Here is an 18,665-nt window from a genome sequence, read left to right as displayed (position 1 = left end):
CATGACAGCCACCCCCGCCCACCGCGCCGCCGGCGCCGCCGCCTTCAAGCTGGGCATGCGCTCGCTCGTCGGCGCGGTGACGGTGGTGGCCGTGCAGGGCCACCAGGGCACGGTCGCCGGCCTCACCGCCACGGCGGTGTGCTCGCTCAGCGCCGACCCGCCCTCGCTGCTGGTGTGCGTGAACCGCAGCGCGGCGCTGGCCCCTGCGCTGGCGGTGGACGCGGAGTTCAGCGTCAACGTGCTGACGGAGGACCAGGAGGACGTGGCCCAGGCCTTCGGCGGGCAGAAGCCGGTGAAGGGCGCCGGCCGCTTCGTCTACGGCCAATGGAGCCGCAGCGAGCACGACGTGCCGGTGCTGCACGGCGCGCGCGTCTCCTTCGAATGCGTCGTGGGCCAGGTGATGGACTACGGCTCGCACCACATCGTCGTCGGGCGCGTCATCGACGTGCATCCCGGGCGGCGCGACGCCAAACCCCTGCTCTACGGCGACGGCCGCTACCTGAGCGCCGGCTGAGGACATCCCCCATGCTCGACCCCCACCGCCCCACCCTGCGCTACCGCCTCGACAAGGGCGACACGCTGGGCGTCATCTGGCTGGCGCTCGGCAGCGTCGCGCTCACCGAGATCGCGGCGCGCGCCCGGCCGGACGCCATCGTGCTCGACGTCCAGCACGGCCTGTGGGAGCGCGCCTCGATGGAGGCCGCCATCGGCGTCGTGCCCTCCGACATCCCGGTACTGGTGCGCGTCGCCGAGAACTCCCCGGTCGCCATCGGCCAGGCGCTCGACGCCGGGGCCGAGGGCGTCATCGTGCCGCTGGTCGAGACGGCCAAGCAGGCGCGCAGGGCGGTGGACGCGGCGCGCTACCCGCCGCGCGGCTCGCGCTCGGGCGGCGGCATCCGCCCGCTCGGCGACTTCGTCGACTACGTCCACGCCGCCGACCGCGCCATCGTGGTGTGCGTGATGGTGGAGACCGCCAAGGGCGTCAAGAACGCCCGCGATATCGCCGCCGTCGAGGGCGTCGACATGGTGTTCATCGGCACCGGCGACCTCGCTCTGTCGCTCGGCACCTTCCCGAACTTCGACGCGCGCCACGAGGTGGCGTGCTCGAAGGTCCACGCCGCCTGCCAGGCGGAATACACGCTGTGCGGCACCTTCACCGGTTCGCTCGACGCCGCCCGCGCCAAGCGCGAGCGCGGCTACCGGATGGTGGTCACCGCCAACGACATGGACGTGCTCGGCAAGGGCTTCGCGCAGGCCACGTCCGGCTTCGCGGCGCGCGAGAAAGCCGCCCCCGCCGCGGCGCTGCCGCCGGACGGCGTGTACGGCGCGCCGCCGGCGCTGAACGGGGAGGCGCGCCCGTGACGACGCCTCCGCCCCCCTTCCGCGAACGCCTGGTCTGGGACGCCGCCAAGGGCGAGATTCTCGACGAGACGCGGCGCTACATGCTGATCCGCCCCGAGGCGCTGATGGGCGTGTTCCGCAACCTGCCCGAGTCGATGCGCGGCCCGGCGCTGGAGGCGCTCGGCGCGTCGATCTTCGAGCAGGGCTCCGACAGCGCCCGCGCCTATCGCCGCCACGGCGGCGAGGGCCCGGCGCTGGCGCAGGTGGTGGCCGCCACCGCCCCGCAGCTCGGCTGGGGCATCTGGCGGTTCGAGCTCGACCTCGCCGCGCGGCCGGACGCCATGGCGCTGGAGGTGCGCAACAGCCCCTTCGCGGCCGGCTTCGGCCCCTCGCCCATTCCGGTCTGCCATGCCATTGTCGGCATGGCGCGCGCGGTCGCGACGCTGATCTTCGACCGCCCCGCCTCCGTCATCGAGACCCAGTGCGCCGCGACCGGCGCGCCCTTCTGCCGCTTCGAGGCCCGACCGCTATGAACGCAGCCGTCCAGGAACTGCTCGCCACGCTCGGCCCCGACCTCGTCAAGGTCGGCGACGACATTCCGCAGCGCAACTGGGCCGACCAGGTGGGCCTGGAGCCGCAGCGGCCGCTGGCGCTGCTGCTGCCGCGCTCCACCGACGACGTGTCGAAGGCGCTGGCCATCTGCCACCGCCACCGCCAGCCGGTGGTGACGCAGGGCGGCATGACGGGTCTCGCCGGCGGCGCGCATCCCGGCGAGGGCGAGGTGGCGCTGTCGCTGGAGCGCATGAACGGCATCGAGGAGGTCGACGCCGCCTCCGGCACGCTGACGGCGCTGGCCGGCACGCCGCTCTACCTGATCCAGCGGGCGGCCGAGGAAGCCGGGCTGATGTGCGGCATCGACCTCGGCGCGCGCGGCTCCTGCACCATCGGCGGCAACGTCTCCACCAACGCCGGCGGCAACCAGGTGCTGCGCTACGGCATGGCGCGCAAGAACGTGCTGGGGCTGGAGGTGGTGCTGTCGGACGGGCGGGTCGTGCGCTCGCTCAACAAGATGATGAAGAACAACGCCGGCTACGACTGGACGCAGATGTTCATCGGCTCCGAGGGCACGCTCGGCGTGGTGACGCGGGTGGTGCTGTCGCTGCACGCGCGGCCGCGCAACATCCAGACCGCGGTGCTGGCGGTGAAGGACGTCTCCGACGCCATCAAGGTGCTGCGCGCCGCCGAGAAGGCGCTGCCGGGCGGGCTGCTGGTGTTCGAGGCGATGTGGAGCGAGTTCTACGGCATCGCCACGACCACGATCGGCGTGCCCGCGCCGATCGAGCGCGGCCACGACCTTTACCTGTTGGTCGAGGCCCCCACCGGCGACGCCGGGCCGGAGGCGTTCGAAAATTTCCTCGGCGAGATGTACGAGGCGGGGCTGGTGCGCGACGCCGTGGTCGCCAAATCCCGCGCCGAGCGCGACAAGCTCTGGGCGCTGCGCGAGAGCGTCTACGAGTACGGCAAGCACCTGCCCAAGCAGATCGGCTTCGACGTGTCGATCCCGCTCAACCGCATGCCCGAGGCCGTCGCGGCGCTGCGGCGCGACATGCCGAACGCGGTCGATGGCGTGATCTGGGTGGTGTTCGGCCATGTCGCCGACAGCAATTTGCACATCAACGCGATGCCGCCGCGCTACACGCCGGAGGCGAAGCTGAAGATCGAGAAGCTCGTCTACGACCTCACCGCCTCGCTCGGCGGCTCGGTGTCGGCCGAGCACGGCATCGGGCGGATGAAGAAGCCCTATCTCTCGATGACCCGCACCGGGCCCGAGCTGGCGCTGATGGCCACCGTCAAGCAGGCGCTCGACCCGCTGGGCATTCTCAATCCCGGCCGCGTGCTCTGACGCGCGGCGCAAGACATGGAAATCAGGAGGGGAGCCATATGTCCGACATGCTGATGAAGCTGGCCAAGGCCATCGCCAAGGAGAAGATCAAGATCGTCGACCTGACGCAGACGCTGCGTCCCTCGACGCCGGTGATCCAGCTGCCGCCGCCCTTCGCGCCGACCAAGCCGTTCGAGATCTCCGAAATCTCGCGCTACGACGACCGCGGCCCGGCCTGGTACTGGAACAACATCGCGCTCGGCGAGCACACCGGCACGCATTTCGACGCGCCGATCCACTGGGTGACCGGCAAGGACTACCGCGACGGCGCAACCGACACGGTCGACGTGCAGCGCTTCGTCGCCCCGGCGGTGGTCATCGACTGCTCGAAGGAGGCGGCCAAGGACGAGCGCTTCCTGCTCACCCCCAAGCACATCAAGGCGTGGGAGAAGGAGCACGGCGAGATTCCGAAGGGGTGCTGGGTGCTGATGCGCACCGACTGGTCGAAGCGCACCGACCCGGCGAAGTTCCTCAACATGAAGGAGGACGGCCCGCACGTGCCCGGCCCGAACGCCGACGCGGTGCGCTTCCTCATCGAGGAGCGCGACGTCAACGGCTGGGGCGTCGAGGCGGTCGGCACCGACGCCGGCCAGGCCTTCTCGTTCGAGCCCGCCTTCCCGGCGCACGCGCTGATGCACGGGGCCAACAAGTTCGGCCTCGCGAGCCTCACCAACCTCGACAAGCTGCCGCCCACCGGCGCGGTGCTGATCGCCGCGCCGCTGAAGATCGAGCGCGGTTCGGGCAGCCCGCTGCGCGTGCTCGCGCTCGTCCACGAGGACGACGTGGACTGAGGCTTGCATCGGGCTCCGGGCGCGCGCCGCCCGGGGCCTGGAGCGCCCGCGCGGCGCTCCCGAGACGACCGGCGGCGCCGCGCGGCGTCCCCTCCATTCCCCCGCGGCCGGGGCCGTCAGGCCCAGCCCTGTTCGAGAGTTGCGACGATGGCCGAACGGTCCTTCAAGGAAGAGGTCAAGAGCCTCTATCTCGGCGATGGCGACGAGTTCCATGGCGAGGGCATCCTCGCCATCACCAAGGCGCTGCTGCAGGCGGGCGTGTCCTATGTCGGCGGCTACCAGGGCGCGCCGATCTCCCATTTGATGGACGTGCTGGCCGACGCCAACGACATCCTCGAGGACCTCGGCGTCCACTTCGAGTCGAGCGCCAGCGAGGCGACGGCGGCCGCCATGCTCGCCGCCTCCGTCCATTACCCGCTGCGCGGCGCGGTGACGTTCAAGTCGACGGTGGGCACCAACGTCGCCTCCGACGCGCTCGCCAACCTCGCCTCCGGCGGGGTGAAAGGCGGGGCGATGATTATCGTCGGCGAGGACTACGGCGAGGGCTCCTCGATCATGCAGGAGCGCAGCCACCCCTTCGCCATGAAGTCGCAGATCTGGCTGCTCGACCCCAAGCCGAACCTGCCGACCATCGTCGACATGGTGGAGAAGGGCTTCGAGCTGTCGGAAGCGTCCAACACGCCGGTGATGCTGCAGGTGCGCATCCGCGCCTGCCACGTCTACGGCCGGTTCAAGACGCGCGACAACGTGCGCCCGAGCTTCACGCTGCGCGACGCCATGGAGAACCCGGTGCGGGACGTCAACCGCATCGTGCTGCCGCCGGCGAGCTACCTGCACGAGAAGGAGAAGGTCGAGAAGCGCTGGCCCGCCGCCATCAAGTTCATCGAGGAGCACGGGCTCAACGAGATGACCGACGGCGATTTGTCCGACATCGGCATCGTCCTGCAGGGCGGCATGTACAACACCGCCTTGCGCGCGCTCGAGCTGAACGGGCTCGCCGACGCCTTCGGCAACGCCCGCGTGCCGCTCTACGTGCTCAACGTCACCTATCCGCTGGTCGACGCCGAGTTCGTGCGCTTCTGCGCCGGCAAGCGCGCCGTGCTGATCGTGGAGGAGGGCCAGCCGGAGTTCATCGAGCAGGCCGTCAACACCATGCTGCGCCGCGCCGACATCCAGGCCAAGGTGCACGGCAAGGACCTGCTGCCGATGGCCGGCGAATATACCGGCGCGGTCATGAAGGACGGCCTCGGAAAGTTCGTCGCGCTCTACCATCCCGACGCCGTGGCTGGCTCCGGCGCCCCGCCGGAGGGCGACAACCGCCGCAAGGCCGCGATGGCGGCGCTCGACGGCAAGGTCCACGGCCGGCCGCCCTCCTTCTGCACCGGCTGCCCGGAACGGCCGATCTTCACCGCCATGAAGCTGGTGGAGCGCGAGCTGGGGCCGCACCACGTGAGCTGCGACATCGGCTGCCACCTGTTCTCGATCCTGCCGCCGTTCAACATCGGCGCGACCACCATGGGCTACGGGCTGGGCGGGGCCGGCGCGGCGGCGTTCAACGCGCCCTCCGACAAGCGCGTCATCTCGGTCATGGGCGACGGCGGCTTCTGGCACAACGGCCTGCTGTCGAGCATCGGCAACGCCGTGTTCAACAAGAGCGACAACGTGTTCCTGGTGGTCGACAACGGCTACTCGGCCGCCACCGGCGGGCAGGACATCCTGTCCTCGCACCTTCCCAACCCGATCCGCGCCACCCGCAACGGCATCGAGAAGGCGGTGCGCGGCATCGGCGTCACCTGGGCGCGGACGCTGACGCGCACCTACGACCTCAAGGCCATGACGCGCACGCTGCGCGAGGCGCTGACCACGCCCGAGAAGGGGCCGAAGGTGATCGTCGCGCAGTCGGAATGCATGCTCAACCGGCAGCGCCGGGTGAAGCCGCTGGTGAACCAGGCGATCAAGGACGGGAAACGCGTGGTGCGCGAGCGCTTCGGCGTCGACCCCGACACCTGCACCGGCGACCATTCCTGCATCCGCCTCTCCGGCTGCCCGTCGCTCACCGTCGCGCCGAACCCGGACCCGCTACGCAAGGACCCGGTGACGCGCGTCATCGACAGCTGCGTCGGCTGCGGCCTGTGCGGCGAGGTGAGCCACGCCGCCGTGCTGTGCCCCTCGTTCTACAAGGCGTCGATCGTGAACAACCCGACCCCGGCGGACCATCGCCGCGCCCGCTTCCGGCGCGCCGTGCTCGGCTATCTGCAGCGCCGCATGGCGCGCAAGGCGGTCGCGGCGTGAACGCTCCGGTGAACCCTCACGCGCAGGCGCGCGCCATCCGCATCGCCGTGCTCGCCATGGGCGGCGAGGGCGGCGGCGTGCTGGCCGACTGGATCGTGTCGCTGGCCGAGCACGGCGGCTACATCGCGCAGTCGACCTCGGTGCCCGGCGTCGCCCAGCGCACCGGCGCGACGATCTACTATCTCGAGCTGTTCCCGCGCGCCGCCGCCGAGGCCGCCGGCCGGCTGCCGGTGCTGGCGCTGATGCCCGCGCCGGGCGACGTCGACATCGTCATCGCCTCCGAGCTGATGGAAGCCGGCCGCGCCGTGCAGCGCGGCCTCGTGACGCCCGACCGCACGACGCTGATCGCCTCGACCAACCGCGTCTACGCCATGACGGAGAAGATCGCGCTGGCCGACGGGCGCGTCGAGGACCCGGTGCTGCGCGACGCCTGCCGCACGGCGGCGAAGCGCTTCATCGCCTGCGACATGGCGGCCATCGCGGAGCGGTCCGGCAGCGTCATCAGCGCCGCTATGTTCGGGGCGCTGGCGAGCGCCGGCGTGCTGCCCTTCGCCCGCGAGGATTTCGAGGCGACCATCGCGCGCGCCGGGGTCGGCGTCGCCGCCTCGAAGCGCGCCTTCGCCGAGGCGTACGAGGTCGCCGCCGGGCGCGCGCCCGACACGCCCCTGCCCGACCCGCGCTCGCGCAAGGCGGAGATCCTCGCCCATCGGCCGCCGCCCGACGACGCCGCCGCGCTGGAGCGCGAGGCCGCCGACGCGCTCCCCGCCGAGGCGATGGAGATCGCCAAGGCCGGCATCGAGCGGCTGGCCGACTACCAGGACATCGCCTACGCGCGGCTCTATCTGCATCGCCTGAAGGCGGTGGCGGAGGCGGACCGCGCGCACGGCGACGGCTCGTTCCGCCTGACCTCCGAGACGGCGCGCCACCTCGCCCTCGGCATGGCCTACGAGGACACCATCCGCGTCGCCGAGCTGAAGACCCGCGCCTCGCGGTTCGAGCGCGTGGCGAAGGAGGTGCGGCTGAAGCCGGGGCAGATCCTGGAGATCGAGGAATATCTGCATCCGCGCCTGCAGGAGATCGCCGAGACGGTGCCCGCCTGGCTCGGCAAGGCGATGCTGCGCCCCGGCGCGCTGCGCAACCTCATCGAGCGCCTCACCAGCGAGGGTCGCACGGTCAAGACCACCTCGGTGCGCGGCTTCCTGCAGCTCTACGCCGTGGCGAGCCTGAAGCCGTGGCGGCGCAAGTCGCTGCGCTACACGGCGGAGCAGGATCACCTGGAGGGCTGGCTGGCCCAGGTCCGCGCCACCGCCGCCACCGACTACGCGCTGGCGCTGGAGCTGGTGGAGTGCCGCAACCTCGTGAAGGGCTACGGCGACACGCACGAGCGCGGCCGCGCCAGCTACGCGCGCATCGTCGGCCTGCTGCCGCGCGTCGCCGCGCTGGCGACGCCGGCCGCCGCGCTGGCGCAGCTGCGGGCGGCGGCGCTGGCGGACGAGACGGGGGCGAAGCTCGAGGAAGCGACGGCGCGGCTCGGGCTCGCCTGAGCCGACGCCGGGACAACACACAACGGAGGGGAACCGATGAGACAGGGGATCGACCGCAGGTCGCTCATGAAACTCGGCGCGGGGGCCGGCGCGCTCGCCGCGCTCGGCGTGTCCGCCGACGCGCTGGCCCAGGCCGCCGCCAAGGGCCAGCTCACCATGGCCTTCCCGGCCGACGTGCCGACATGGGACCCGAACGCCCGCTCGCTGGCGGCCGTGCAGTCCCTCTACAAAATGGTGTTCGACCAACCGATCACCCAGAACCCGGACATCACGCCGAAGCCGGCGCTCGCCACCAAGTGGGGCTATGTCGACGACAAGGGCCTGGCGCTCGGGCTCGACCTGCGCTCCGACGTGACCTTCCACGACGGCTCGAAGATGACGGCGGAGGACTTCAAGTACTCGTTCTTCGACCGCCCGCGCCTGCCCACGCCCGAGGGCGGCCGCAAGCTCGACACCGCCTTCATCTGGCGGCGCGTCAAGGACATCGAGATCGTCTCGCCCACCCGCGTGGTGATGCATTTCAGCGAGCCGATGCCCTCCGCCGTGGCGTGGCTGTACTTCCTCACCAGCTACGTCGTGCCGAAGGCCTATCTGGAGAAGGTCGGCGTCGCCGAGTTCGAGAAGAAGCCGATCGGCAGCGGCCCCTACAAGCTGGTCGAGTACCAGCAGGGCGCCCGCATCGTGCTGGAGGCGAACGACGCCTACTGGGGCGGCAAGCCCGCCATTCCGCGCGTGACGGTGGAGCTGGTGCGCGACCCCACGGCGCGCACCGCCGCCATCGAGTCGAAGCGCGTCGACGTGTCGGTCGACGTGCCGATCCGCGAGGCGGCGCGCCTCGCCACCGTGCCCGGCCTGACGTCGATGATCGAGCCGATCTCCGACATCACGCTGCTGCAGATCACCAAGAACGGCGGCTTCGCCGACGAGCGCGTGAGGCTCGCCGCGCACCACGCCATCAACAAGGAGGCGCTGTCGAAGGCGTTCTTCAACGGCGCGGCCAAGCCGATCTCGGTGCCGGCGGCGCACAACACGCCGGGCTACCCGGAGGACTATTCCTTCGCCTTCTCCGAGGACAAGGCGATGGCGCTGCTGAAGGAGGTCGGCCACGGCCCGCAGAACCCGATCGCCATCAAGTTCTCGTCGCCGAACGGCGCGTTCCCGGGTGACTTCGACGTCGCCCGCGCCATCGTGCAGATGTGGAAGAAGGTCGGCATCGCCGCCGAGCTGGAGACCATCGAGCTGTCGACCTACCAGGAGCGGCTGCGCGCCAACACGCTGCCGGAGGCGACTTTGTTCTCGTGGGGCAACGCCGCCGGCGATCCGGAGATGTATGGCGGCTACCTGCTCGACCCGAAGTCGATCTTCTCGGCCATGAAGTCCGACGACCTCGGCCAGAAGTTCCAGCCGCTGCTGGTCGAGACCGACGAGAAGAAGCGCCTCGAGGGATATCGCGCCGCGCACCGCTTCGCCGCCGAGAAGGGCTACACGATCCCGCTCTACCAGACGGTCAAGACGGTGGTGAGCCAGGCCAACGTCGCCATCGTCAAGTACGACAACGGCCTCGTGCTGCCGCAGACCTTCTCCTTCAAGGCCTGACCCCGCCGCGGCGCCGGGCCCCGCGCCCGGCGCCGTTCTCCGACCCCAAGCCTTCCGGACGCCCCCGGCCGATGAGCCGAATCGCCCTGCTTCTGCTGTTTCGGCGCACGCTGCTCGCCATCCCCATCCTGCTCTGCGTGTCGGCGCTGGTGTTCGTGATCCTGCGGCTGCTGCCCGCCGATCCCGTCGCCATGTCGCTGCCGCCGGGCGCCAGCGCGGCGGACATGGAGAAGCTGCGCCAGGCCTTCGGCCTCGACCGCCCGCTGCCCGTTCAATACGTGATCTGGCTCGGCAAGCTGGCGACGGGCGATCTCGGCGTGTCGATCTATTTCCGCCGGAGCGTCGCCGAGTTGATCGCCACCGCGCTCCCCGCCACGCTGGAGCTGGTCGCCGTCGGGCTGGCGCTCGGCGTCGCGCTGGGCGTCGCCGGCGGCCTCGCCATGTTCGCCTGGCGAGGGCGCGCCGGCGAGCAGGCGCTCGACCTCGGCGCGGCGGGACTGATGGCGATCCCCGAGTTCCTGTGGGCGATCCTTCTGATCCTGCTGTTCGGCGTCGCCTGGCCGGTGATGCCGTTCATCGGGCGGCTGAGCCCGGACATCGCGCTGCCCGCCCCGCTCACCGGCTTCCTGCTGCTCGACAGCCTGGCGCGGCTGCGCCTCGACGTGTTCGCCAGCGCGCTCGCGCATCTGGCGCTGCCGGCGGTGGCGCTGGCCATCGGCGTCGCGCCGCTGGTGATGCGCGTGCTGCGCTCCTCGCTGCTCGACGTGATCCAGGAGGACTACGTCACGCAGGCGCGGCTTCGCGGCATCCCGGAGCGCACCGTCGTGGTGCGCCACGCGCTGCGCAACGCCGCCCTGCCCACCATCAGCCTGATCGGCGTGCAGGCGGGCTTCATGTTCGGCGGCACGGTGCTGGTGGAGATGATCTTCGCCTATCCCGGCCTCGGCAATTTGATGGTCGACGCGGTGCGCAACCACGACCTGCCGGTCATCCAGGCCGTCGGCCTCGTCTATTGCGTGCTGGTGCTCGGCATCAACGCGGCGGTCGACGTGCTCTATCTCGCGGTGAACCCGCGGCTGAGGACGCCGGCATGACGCCGCGCACCCGCGCGGCGCTGCGCCGCTGCCTCGCCAGCCCGCGCGTCGTCATCGGCCTGGCGCTCATCGCCGCCGCCGTCGCCGTGGCGATCCTGGCCCCGTTCCTGGCCCCGCACGACCCGCAGGAGCAGGACCTGCTCAACACGCTGCTGCCGCCGGCCTGGGCGGCGGGCGGCGTCGCCGACTACCCGCTCGGCACCGACTCGCTCGGCCGCTGCGTGCTGTCGCGCCTGTTCTACGGCGCGCGCGTGGCGCTGTACGTGGCGGCGCTGGCCGCGACCGGCGCGGCGCTGCTGGGCGCGGCGCTGGCGCTGGTGGCCGGCTATTTCGGCGGCTGGGTCGACTGGCTCGTCAGCCGCCTCGTCGACATCTGGATGGCGTTCCCGCCGGTCATCCTGGCGCTGATCCTGCTGGTCGGGCTCGGCGCGGGCGTCAACAAGGTGGTGCTCGCCATCGTGCTGATCGACTGGACGCGCTTCTGCCGCGTGCTGCGCTCCGAGGTCATCGTGGTGCGGCGAAGGGACTATGTCGCCGCCGCACGCCTCGCCGGCTTCACCCACGCGCAGACGATCCTGCGCGAGGTGCTGCCGGCCGTGCTGCCGCTGCTGATCACGCTGTTCAGCCTGGAGATGGGCATCGCCGTCATCGTCGAGGCGATCATGTCCTTCGTCGGCCTCTCGGTGGAGCCCAACGTCGCGGCGTGGGGCGTGATGATCGCCGACGCGCGCCAGACCATGAACCAGGCCCCGTGGGGCGTCGTCGCGCCGGTGCTCGCCATCTTCGTCACCGTGCTCGCCTTCAACCTGACGGGCGACGGCCTGCGCCGCGCGCTGGACCCGCGCCTCGTCACCTCGCGGGGGGAGGCGTGATGGACGTGCTCGAGGCGCGCGGGCTCGAAGTGTCGTTCGGCGCCGCCAAGGTGCTGCGCGACGTCTCGTTCACGTTGCGGCGCGGCCGCGTGCTCGGCCTCGTCGGCGAGTCCGGCGCGGGCAAGTCGATGCTCGGCCGCGTCATCGCCCGCAACCTGCCGGAGGGCTTCGCCGTCACCGGCGGCGCATTGTCCTTCCTCGGCCAGGACCTCGTGACCATCGCCGACGAGCCGCGCCGGCAGCTGCTCGGCGACAAGATCGCCTTCATCCCGCAGGAGCCGCTGACGGCGCTGAACCCGGTGATGACGGTGGGGCGGCAGTTCGACGAGCACCTCGCCCGGCTCGGCGCGCCGCGCGCCGGACGCCGCGAGCGCGCCATCGCCGCGCTCGCCGAGCTGCGGCTGCGCGACCCGGCATCGCTGCTGGAGCGCTACCCGTTCCAGCTCTCCGGCGGCATGTGCCAGCGCGTGCTGATCGCCATGGCCTTCGCCAGCGGGCCGGCGCTGATCGTCGCCGACGAGCCGACCACGGCGCTCGACGTGAGCACGCAGGCCCACATCGTGCAGATCGTCCGCGCCCTGCAGCGCGACCACGGCACGACGCTGCTGTTCATCACCCACGACCTGCGCCTCGCCTCGCATGTGTGCGACGACATTCTCGTGCTCTACGCCGGCGAGGTGGTGGAGCGCGGGCCCGCGCGCGAGGTGTGCGCCGCGCCGCGCCATCCCTACACGCGCGCCCTGCTGGCCGCCAACCCGCCGCTCGACGGCGCGGCGCGCCGGCTCGTCACCCTGCCAGACACCATGCCCGGGCTGGCCGCGTTCGCCTCGCTGCCGGGCTGCCGCTTCGCGCCGCGCTGCCCCGTGAAGGACCCCGCCTGCGCCGCCGCGACGCCGCCTTTGCGCGACATCGCCCCGGGCCGGGCGGTGCGCTGCACCGAGGCCTGCCTGACGGGGGCGGCCGCCATCGTCGACGCCGCGCCGCCGCGCCCGCCCGCGCCCCCGCCGGGCGAGACGGTGCTGGCGCTGGAGACCGTGTCGAAGCACTACCCGGGCGAGCGCGACTGGCTCGGCCGCCGCCGCCCCGGCGTCGACGCCGTGAAGCCGCTCGACCTCACCGTGCGCGCCGGCGAGTTCGTCGGCGTCGTCGGCGAATCCGGCTCCGGAAAGAGCACGCTCGCCAAGCTCGTCATGGGGCTGGAGGCGGCGACCGGCGGGCGCATCGCGGTCGACGGCAAGGACGTCACCGTCAACGATCCGGCGGCGCGGCGCGTGCGGCTCGGCGCGCTGCAGATGGTGTTCCAGGACCCGCAATCGGCGCTGAACCCACGCCGCCCGGTGTCCCGGCTCATCACCCAGGCGATGGAGGCCGGCGACGGGCGGTGGAGCGAGGCCGAGCGCGTGGCGCGCGCCCGCGCGCTGCTGGAGGAGACCGGCCTGTCGCCGGACTTGCTCGGCCGCTATCCCTCGCAGCTCTCCGGCGGCCAGAAGCAGCGCGTCAACATCGCCCGCGCGCTGTGCGTGACGCCGCGCCTGCTCGTCGCCGACGAGATTGTCTCGGGCCTCGACGTGTCGGTGCAGGCGCAGATCCTCAACCTGCTGCTCGACCTGCGGCGGGAGCGCGGCATCGGGCTGGTGTTCATCTCGCACGACCTCGCCGTCGTGCGCTATCTGTGCGACCGCGTGGTGGTGATGCGCCACGGCGAGGTGGTCGAGTCGGGCGACACGGACACCGTGTTCGCCGCGCCGCGCCACCCCTATACGCGGGCGCTGCTCGCCGCCGTTCCGCCCGAGGACCCCGACCGCCCCTGGCCGCCAGAGCCCGGCCCGGCCGCGTGAGCCGCGCCGCTCAGCCCTGGCCGCGCCCGACCGCCACCGCCGCCACCCCCGCCCCGATCAGCAGCCCGCCGCCGACCCGGTTGACGAGCCGGATGGCGCGCGCGTCGCGCACCACGGCGCGGGCGCGCGAGGCGACCAGCGCGTAGGTGAAGGCGTTGGCGAAGGCGAGCGTCAGGAACGTCGCCTCGAAGATGAGCATCTGCGTCCAGAAATCGCCCCTGGCGTCGAGGAACTGCGGCAGGAAGGCCACGAAGAAGGTGATGCTCTTCGGGTTCAGCGCCGTCACCAGCCAGGCATGGCCGGTCATCCGCGCCGCCGAGACGCGTTCGGTGCGCGGCTCGGCATCGAGCGCCCCGCCGGCCCGCCACAGCTTGACGCCGAGCCAGACCAGATAGGCCGCGCCGATCCATTTCAGCACGGTGAACACGGTGGCGGAGGCGGCCAGCAGCGCGCCCACGCCCAGCATGGACAGCGTCATCGCCGTGAAGTCGCCCAGCGCCACGCCCACCGCCATCGGGAACGCCGTGCGCCAGCCCTGGCCCAGCGCGTAGGACACGACCAGCAGGATGGTCGGCCCCGGGATCACCAGTAGCACCATGGTTGCCGCCGTGAAGGCCAGCCAATGCTCGACGCTCATCCCCGCTCTCCGCCCGGTCGGCCGCCATACGACACCGGACGCGGCGGGCGGGCAAGGCCCCTTCCCAAGCGCCGCCGCTTCCCCGATGCTCGGGCCGCGATCGGAGGAGCGGAGATGGCGTCCTGCGCCGCGTGGGTGGCGGAAACCGGCGGAGCCTCCGGGAGCGAGGCGGACGGCGCGCTCGCGGCGAGCGTGGCCCTGCTGTCGCGGCCGGAGACGTATGGCCTGCCGGCGGACACGCCGGTCGCCGTGCGCGAGACGCGGACCTCGTTCGTATTCCTGACGCCGACCGAGGCGTACAAGCTGAAGAAGCCGATCCGCGACGCGCTGATGGACTTCACCACGCTGGCGGCGCGCCGGCGCAACGCCGAGGAGGAGACGCGGCTCAACGCCCGCCTCGCCGCGACCGTCTATCTCGGCGTCGTTCCGCTGGCGCGCGCCGCCGATGGCGGCCTCGCGCTCGGTGGGCCCGGCGAGCCCGTCGACTGGCTCGTGCGCATGCGCCGCCTCTTCGACGACGGCTTCCTCGACCGGGCGCTGGCCGAGCGGCGCGTCGACCGCCGCTCCATCGAGGCGGCGGCCGAGCGCCTCGCCGGGTTTTACGCGCGCCAGACGCTCGTCGCCGCCGCGCCGGCCGAGCATGTCGCCGCCGCGCGGCGGCAGATTCTCGCGGCGCGGGCCATCCTGCTGCACCCGCGCTTTGGCCTGTCGCGCCGGCGCGTCACGCGTCTGTGCGGGTCGCTGCTGCATGTCGCGCGCGACGGCGGGCCGCTCGCCCGTCGCCTCGCCTTGCGCCCGCCCGTCGAGGGCCACGGCGACCTGCGGCCCGAGCACGTCTGGCTCGACGGGGCGCCGCTGGCCATCGACTGCCTGGAGTTCAGCCGTCCGCTGCGCCTCGTCGATCCGTTCGACGAGCTGGGCTTCCTCGGCCTCGAATGCGAGCGGCTGGGCGCGCCGTGGGTGGGTCCGATCCTGCTCGACGCCGCCACGCGGGCGCTCGACGACCGCCCGACGCCCGACATCCTGCGCCACTACCGGTCGTTCCGCGCCGTCTTGCGCGCGGCTCTGGCGCTGCGCCACTATCTGGAGCCGCCCCGGCGCGAGCCGAAGCGGTGGATGGCGCAGGCCAAGGCCTATCTGCGCCTCGCCGCCGCCGACCCGCCGCGCGGCTGACCCGACGCGGCGGACACGGAGCCATGCCATGACCGACAGCGACAAGACCGGCAGCGACCGCCCCTTCCTGCTGTTCGCGCTGGGCGCGACCCGCGCTCTCGGAGAGGAGGTCGCGTCCGCGCTCGGGACGACGCTCGCGCCCCTCGAGGAACGCGAGTTCGAGGACGGCGAGCACAAGTCCCGCCCGCTGGTCGACGTGCGCGGCCGCCGCGTCGTGGTTCTGCACAGCCTGCACGGCGCGGGCGGCGGCAGCGGCAACGACAAGTTCTGCCGGCTGCTGTTCTTCGTCGGCGCGCTGAAGGACGCCGGCGCGAGCTTCGCAAGCGTCGTCGCGCCCTATCTCTGCTACGCGCGCAAGGACCGGCGCACCAAGAGCTTCGACCCGGTGACGACACGCTATGTCGGCCAGATCCTGGAGGCGGTCGGCGTCGACCACCTGGCGACCGTCGACGTCCACAACCCGGCGGCGTTCGAGAACGCCTTCCGGCGCGGCGTCGACCATATCGAGACGACGCGCTTCTTCGCCGCGCATCTGGCGGGCGCGCTGCCCGGCGAAAAGCTCGCCGTGGTGTCGCCCGACGCGGGCGGCATGAAGCGCGTCGAGGCGCTGCGCGCCGCGCTGGAGGAGACCACCGGCCAGCCGGTCGGCAAGGGCTTCATGGAAAAGGTGCGCAGCTCCGGCCAGGTCTCTGGCGACCTGTTCGCGGGCGACGTGGAGGGGCGTTGCGCGATCATCCTGGACGATCTCGTCGCCACCGGCGGCTCGATGGCGCGCACCGCGCGCGAATGCCGGCGGCGCGGCGCGTCGCGCGTGCTCTGCGTGGCCGCCCACGGCCTGTTCTCCGGCGGCGCGCCGTCGCTGTTCGGCTCGCCGGACGTCGAACGCGTCATCGTCACCGACACGGTGCCCGTCTCCGAAGCGGTCCGCGCCGCCGCCGGCGGCCGGCTCGACGTGCTCCCCGTCGCGCCGCTCCTCGCCGAGCGCCTCTCCGCCTGGGGCACGGCCTGGTCCGGCCGCCCCTGACGCCTCCGCGTCGCTTGACGCGGGCGCGGCGGCGGGCCACCTGTCGCGGTCACGCGAAGGAGCGCCGCGACATGCCGGAACCGGACCCGAAGGATCGCCTCGACGACATCGAGACCCGCCTCGCCTACCAGGACCAGGCGATGGAGGACCTGAACGCGGCGGTCACCGCGCAGTGGACGGCGATCGAGGACCTGACGCGCCGCCTCGCGATGCTCACCGACCGGCTGCAGGCGGTCGAGGACCGCCCCGCGTCCGACCCCGGCGACGAGCCGCCGCCGCCGCACTACTGAGCGCTACATCGCCCTCAGCGCCGCCAGCAGCGCCGCCGGGAAGCTCTCGCCGAGGCGGCGGGCGCGCGCCGGCGACCAGCCGGTCTCGGGCGTCTTGCGCCACGACACGTCCTTGAACGGCTGCTCCAGCAGCACGGACAAGGCGTGCGGGAAGCGCTCGCCGATCCAGTTCCACGCCATCGACAGGTCGGCCTGCTTCGGCACGCCGCCCGGATAGGGATGGCCGAGCTCGTAGTCGGGGTTGGCGGCGGCCCAGGCGGTCTCGAACGCGGTGAAGGGCGCGCGCCGCTCCGGCGTCCAGCTCGGCACGTTCTCCGACGGCCAGATGAAGTTGCAGGTCAGCTCCGCGTCGGCGTGGCAGTCGATGCAGAAATCGACGCCGATCTCCTCCATGCGGCTGCGCACGCCGAACACTTCCGGCGAGCGCTCCGGGCTCGGCGACACCCATTCGCGGTTCAGGTTGACGCCGAGCGCGTTGCTCCGGCTGAACCCGTTGGCCGTGCCGTCCGGGTTCATGTTCGGCACGATATGCAGGACGGCCGCGTCGAGCAGCGCCGTCGTCGTGGCGTCGTCGGGGTCGAGCAGCCTGTCGAACAGGCCTTCGAGGAAATAGCCGCCCTGCGTCTCGGAGGGATGCTGGCGCGCGATCACCCAGCACACACGCTTGCCGGGGCCGGGCTCGCCGACGGTCAGCATATCGATGGCGCGGCCCTCGACGCTGTGGGCCACCGTCTCCAGCCGCACGCGCGGCGAGACCTGGGCGCGGGCGATCATGGCGTGGTCGCGCTCGAGCGGGAACGGCGCCCACAGCCCGTAGTAGCAGAGGTCGTGTTCCGGCGTGTGGCGGAACGAGAACGCCATGCCGTCATACTCCGCCTTGAGGCGGAACCAGTGGACGCGGTCGTAGCTCGCCACCGGGCCGGTATTGGTCCAGCGGTCCTCGTAGTCCTCGCGGTTGGGCAGGCGCACCTTCAGGCTCTCGCCCGCGTTGACGAGGGAGAAGCGGCACGCGACGCCGCGGACGCCCGAGGCGCGGAAATGGTACCAGCCCATCAGGTCGCAGTTCGGGTCCTTCGGCACGGCGAGGCGGATGTCGGCGGGGTCGGAGGCGTCCAGCACCTCGATGCGGCCGGACGGAATCTGGGAATCGATGCGGATCATGCGGGGGGTCCGGCGCTCAGGCGGCGTTGAGGTTGTATTTCATGATGCGGCCGTGGCGGCCGTTGGCGTCGCGCTCGAGGTCGTAGAAGTCGCCCTCCAGCTCCTTGCGCAGCGCCAGCGCCGCGTCGATCTCGGCGCGGTCGGCGGCGTCGAGCGCCAGCTCGGTGACGCGCCGGTGCGCCGCCAGATGCCCGCCATGGCGCACGCCGACGATGACGCCGGCGACCTGCGGCCGGTCGAGCACGTGGCGCATCGCCACGTCCGCGATGCCGACGCCGTGGCGCTGGCCCACCGCCCGCAGGGCGCGCAGGATCGCCTGAAAGACGTCCCAGCCGCCGATGTCGTCGACGATCAGCTTGTACTTGGTGAGCGAGCGGTTCTCGAGCGGCTCGACGGGCTCCGGCTTGTCGAGCCACGCCTCGGAGAGGAAGCCGCCGGCCACCGTGCCGTAGCACAGGAGCTTCATGCCGTGGCGGCGCGCCGTCTCGACCAGCTTCTTCTCGACCCGCGTGTCGAGCACGGAATACTGCACCTGCGTGGTGGCGAGCGCGACGCCGGAGTCGAGGATCTCGCGCGTCGCCGCGTCGTTGAAGTTGGTGACGCCGAGTAAGTCGATCTTGCCCTTCTTCTGGAACTCGGCGAGCCAGTTGGCGACCTCGACGTAGCGCCGCACGTCGGTGTTCCACCAGTGGAACTGCACGAGGTCCAGTCGCTCCAGGCCGAGGCGCGCGAGCGAGCGGTCGACGATCGCCTCGGCGTCGGCCCTGGTCATGGTGGCGAGGACGTCGCGGTCCGGCACGAACTTTGTGTGGACCTTGAGCGGAGCGACGAGGTCGACCCGGCCGCGCGCCAGCGCGTCGCGGCGGAAATCGCCGATCATCTGCTCGACGCCGGTATAGATGTCGGCGCAGTCGAAGGTGGTGACGCCGGCCTCGACATAGGACTGCATGTCGCGGATCGCGGCCTCGCGGTCGATGTCCGAGTGGCCGCCGGCCAGTTGCCACCCGCCCTTGAGGATGCGGGAGATCGTGTAGCCGGGCTTGAGGTCGAAACGCTCCACCATGATTGTC

The 18,665-nt window shown here is 72.0% G+C and carries 17 protein-coding genes; 14 read left to right on the top strand and 3 right to left on the bottom strand.

Going from position 1 to position 18,665, the window contains the following annotated elements; translation table 11 throughout:
• Position 1 precedes the first annotated feature (1 nt).
• From NK718_RS05450 to NK718_RS05400, 11 genes are all read left to right on the top strand, one after another.
• Complete coding sequence (locus NK718_RS05450) at positions 2-514, top strand: flavin reductase family protein (protein ID WP_254739393.1); 513 nt, start codon at positions 2-4, stop codon at positions 512-514.
• Positions 515-525: 11 nt separating this feature from the next.
• The gene (locus NK718_RS05445; RefSeq protein ID WP_254739391.1) at positions 526-1,362 is read left to right on the top strand and encodes an HpcH/HpaI aldolase family protein; all 837 of its coding nucleotides are present in this window, start codon (positions 526-528) and stop codon (positions 1,360-1,362) included.
• A complete protein-coding gene (locus NK718_RS22085) occupies positions 1,359-1,874 on the top strand; it encodes a V4R domain-containing protein (RefSeq protein ID WP_254739389.1) in 516 nt (171 codons plus the stop codon). Before NK718_RS05445 ends, NK718_RS22085 begins: the two co-directional genes overlap by 4 nt.
• The gene (locus NK718_RS05435; protein ID WP_254739387.1) at positions 1,871-3,244 is read left to right on the top strand and encodes an FAD-binding oxidoreductase; all 1,374 of its coding nucleotides are present in this window, start codon (positions 1,871-1,873) and stop codon (positions 3,242-3,244) included. Before NK718_RS22085 ends, NK718_RS05435 begins: the two co-directional genes overlap by 4 nt.
• A 38-nt stretch (positions 3,245-3,282) precedes the next feature.
• A complete protein-coding gene (locus tag NK718_RS05430) occupies positions 3,283-4,074 on the top strand; it encodes a cyclase family protein (RefSeq protein WP_254739385.1) in 792 nt (263 codons plus the stop codon).
• A gap of 147 nt (positions 4,075-4,221) precedes the next feature.
• Positions 4,222-6,366, top strand: coding sequence for a thiamine pyrophosphate-dependent enzyme (locus NK718_RS05425; RefSeq protein WP_254739383.1), 2,145 nt, complete (start codon positions 4,222-4,224; stop codon positions 6,364-6,366).
• The gene (locus tag NK718_RS05420; RefSeq protein ID WP_254739381.1) at positions 6,363-7,910 is read left to right on the top strand and encodes an indolepyruvate oxidoreductase subunit beta family protein; all 1,548 of its coding nucleotides are present in this window, start codon (positions 6,363-6,365) and stop codon (positions 7,908-7,910) included. The genes NK718_RS05425 and NK718_RS05420 overlap by 4 nt, the downstream gene beginning before the upstream one ends.
• 36 nt (positions 7,911-7,946) lie before the next feature.
• A complete protein-coding gene (locus tag NK718_RS05415) occupies positions 7,947-9,506 on the top strand; it encodes an ABC transporter substrate-binding protein (RefSeq protein WP_254739379.1) in 1,560 nt (519 codons plus the stop codon).
• Between the two features lie 71 nt (positions 9,507-9,577).
• Positions 9,578-10,600, top strand: a complete 1,023-nt coding sequence (locus NK718_RS05410; protein WP_254739377.1) for an ABC transporter permease — start codon at positions 9,578-9,580, stop codon at positions 10,598-10,600.
• Positions 10,597-11,472: an ABC transporter permease gene (locus tag NK718_RS05405; protein WP_254739375.1), complete on the top strand. Its 876-nt coding sequence runs from the start codon at positions 10,597-10,599 to the stop codon at positions 11,470-11,472. The genes NK718_RS05410 and NK718_RS05405 overlap by 4 nt, the downstream gene beginning before the upstream one ends.
• Entirely contained in the window at positions 11,472-13,310 is a 1,839-nt protein-coding gene (locus NK718_RS05400) for a dipeptide ABC transporter ATP-binding protein (protein ID WP_254739373.1), read from the top strand. Before NK718_RS05405 ends, NK718_RS05400 begins: the two co-directional genes overlap by 1 nt.
• Positions 13,311-13,320: 10 nt before the next feature.
• On the opposite strand, the gene NK718_RS05395 is transcribed toward NK718_RS05400, so the two are convergent.
• Positions 13,321-13,947 (bottom strand): LysE family translocator, encoded by a 627-nt coding sequence (locus NK718_RS05395; protein ID WP_254739371.1) that lies wholly within the window; start codon positions 13,945-13,947, stop codon positions 13,321-13,323.
• A 114-nt stretch (positions 13,948-14,061) separates the two neighbouring features.
• Between NK718_RS05395 and NK718_RS05390 the strand changes: the two genes are divergently transcribed.
• The 3 genes from NK718_RS05390 (at position 14,062) to NK718_RS05380 (ending at position 16,434) form a co-directional block, all read left to right on the top strand.
• Complete coding sequence (locus NK718_RS05390; RefSeq protein WP_254739369.1) at positions 14,062-15,120, top strand: hypothetical protein; 1,059 nt, start codon at positions 14,062-14,064, stop codon at positions 15,118-15,120.
• A 28-nt stretch (positions 15,121-15,148) separates the two neighbouring features.
• Complete coding sequence (locus tag NK718_RS05385; RefSeq protein ID WP_254739367.1) at positions 15,149-16,144, top strand: ribose-phosphate diphosphokinase; 996 nt, start codon at positions 15,149-15,151, stop codon at positions 16,142-16,144.
• A gap of 71 nt (positions 16,145-16,215) precedes the next feature.
• Entirely contained in the window at positions 16,216-16,434 is a 219-nt protein-coding gene (locus NK718_RS05380; RefSeq protein WP_254739365.1) for a SlyX family protein, read from the top strand.
• A 3-nt stretch (positions 16,435-16,437) separates the two neighbouring features.
• Here NK718_RS05380 and NK718_RS05375 read toward each other — a convergent pair whose 3' ends face one another.
• Both NK718_RS05375 and NK718_RS05370 read right to left on the bottom strand, forming a co-directional pair.
• Positions 16,438-17,595 (bottom strand): M14 family metallopeptidase, encoded by a 1,158-nt coding sequence (locus NK718_RS05375; RefSeq protein WP_254739363.1) that lies wholly within the window; start codon positions 17,593-17,595, stop codon positions 16,438-16,440.
• A gap of 16 nt (positions 17,596-17,611) precedes the next feature.
• Entirely contained in the window at positions 17,612-18,658 is a 1,047-nt protein-coding gene (locus NK718_RS05370) for an aldo/keto reductase (RefSeq protein WP_254739361.1), read from the bottom strand.
• Positions 18,659-18,665: the final 7 nt, after the last annotated feature.

Origin of the sequence: Alsobacter ponti (genome assembly GCF_024294805.1) — a bacterium.
In the GTDB taxonomy this organism is placed as follows: Bacteria; Pseudomonadota; Alphaproteobacteria; order Rhizobiales; family Beijerinckiaceae; genus Alsobacter; species Alsobacter ponti.
This window is presented reverse-complemented; position numbering and strand designations above follow the sequence as displayed.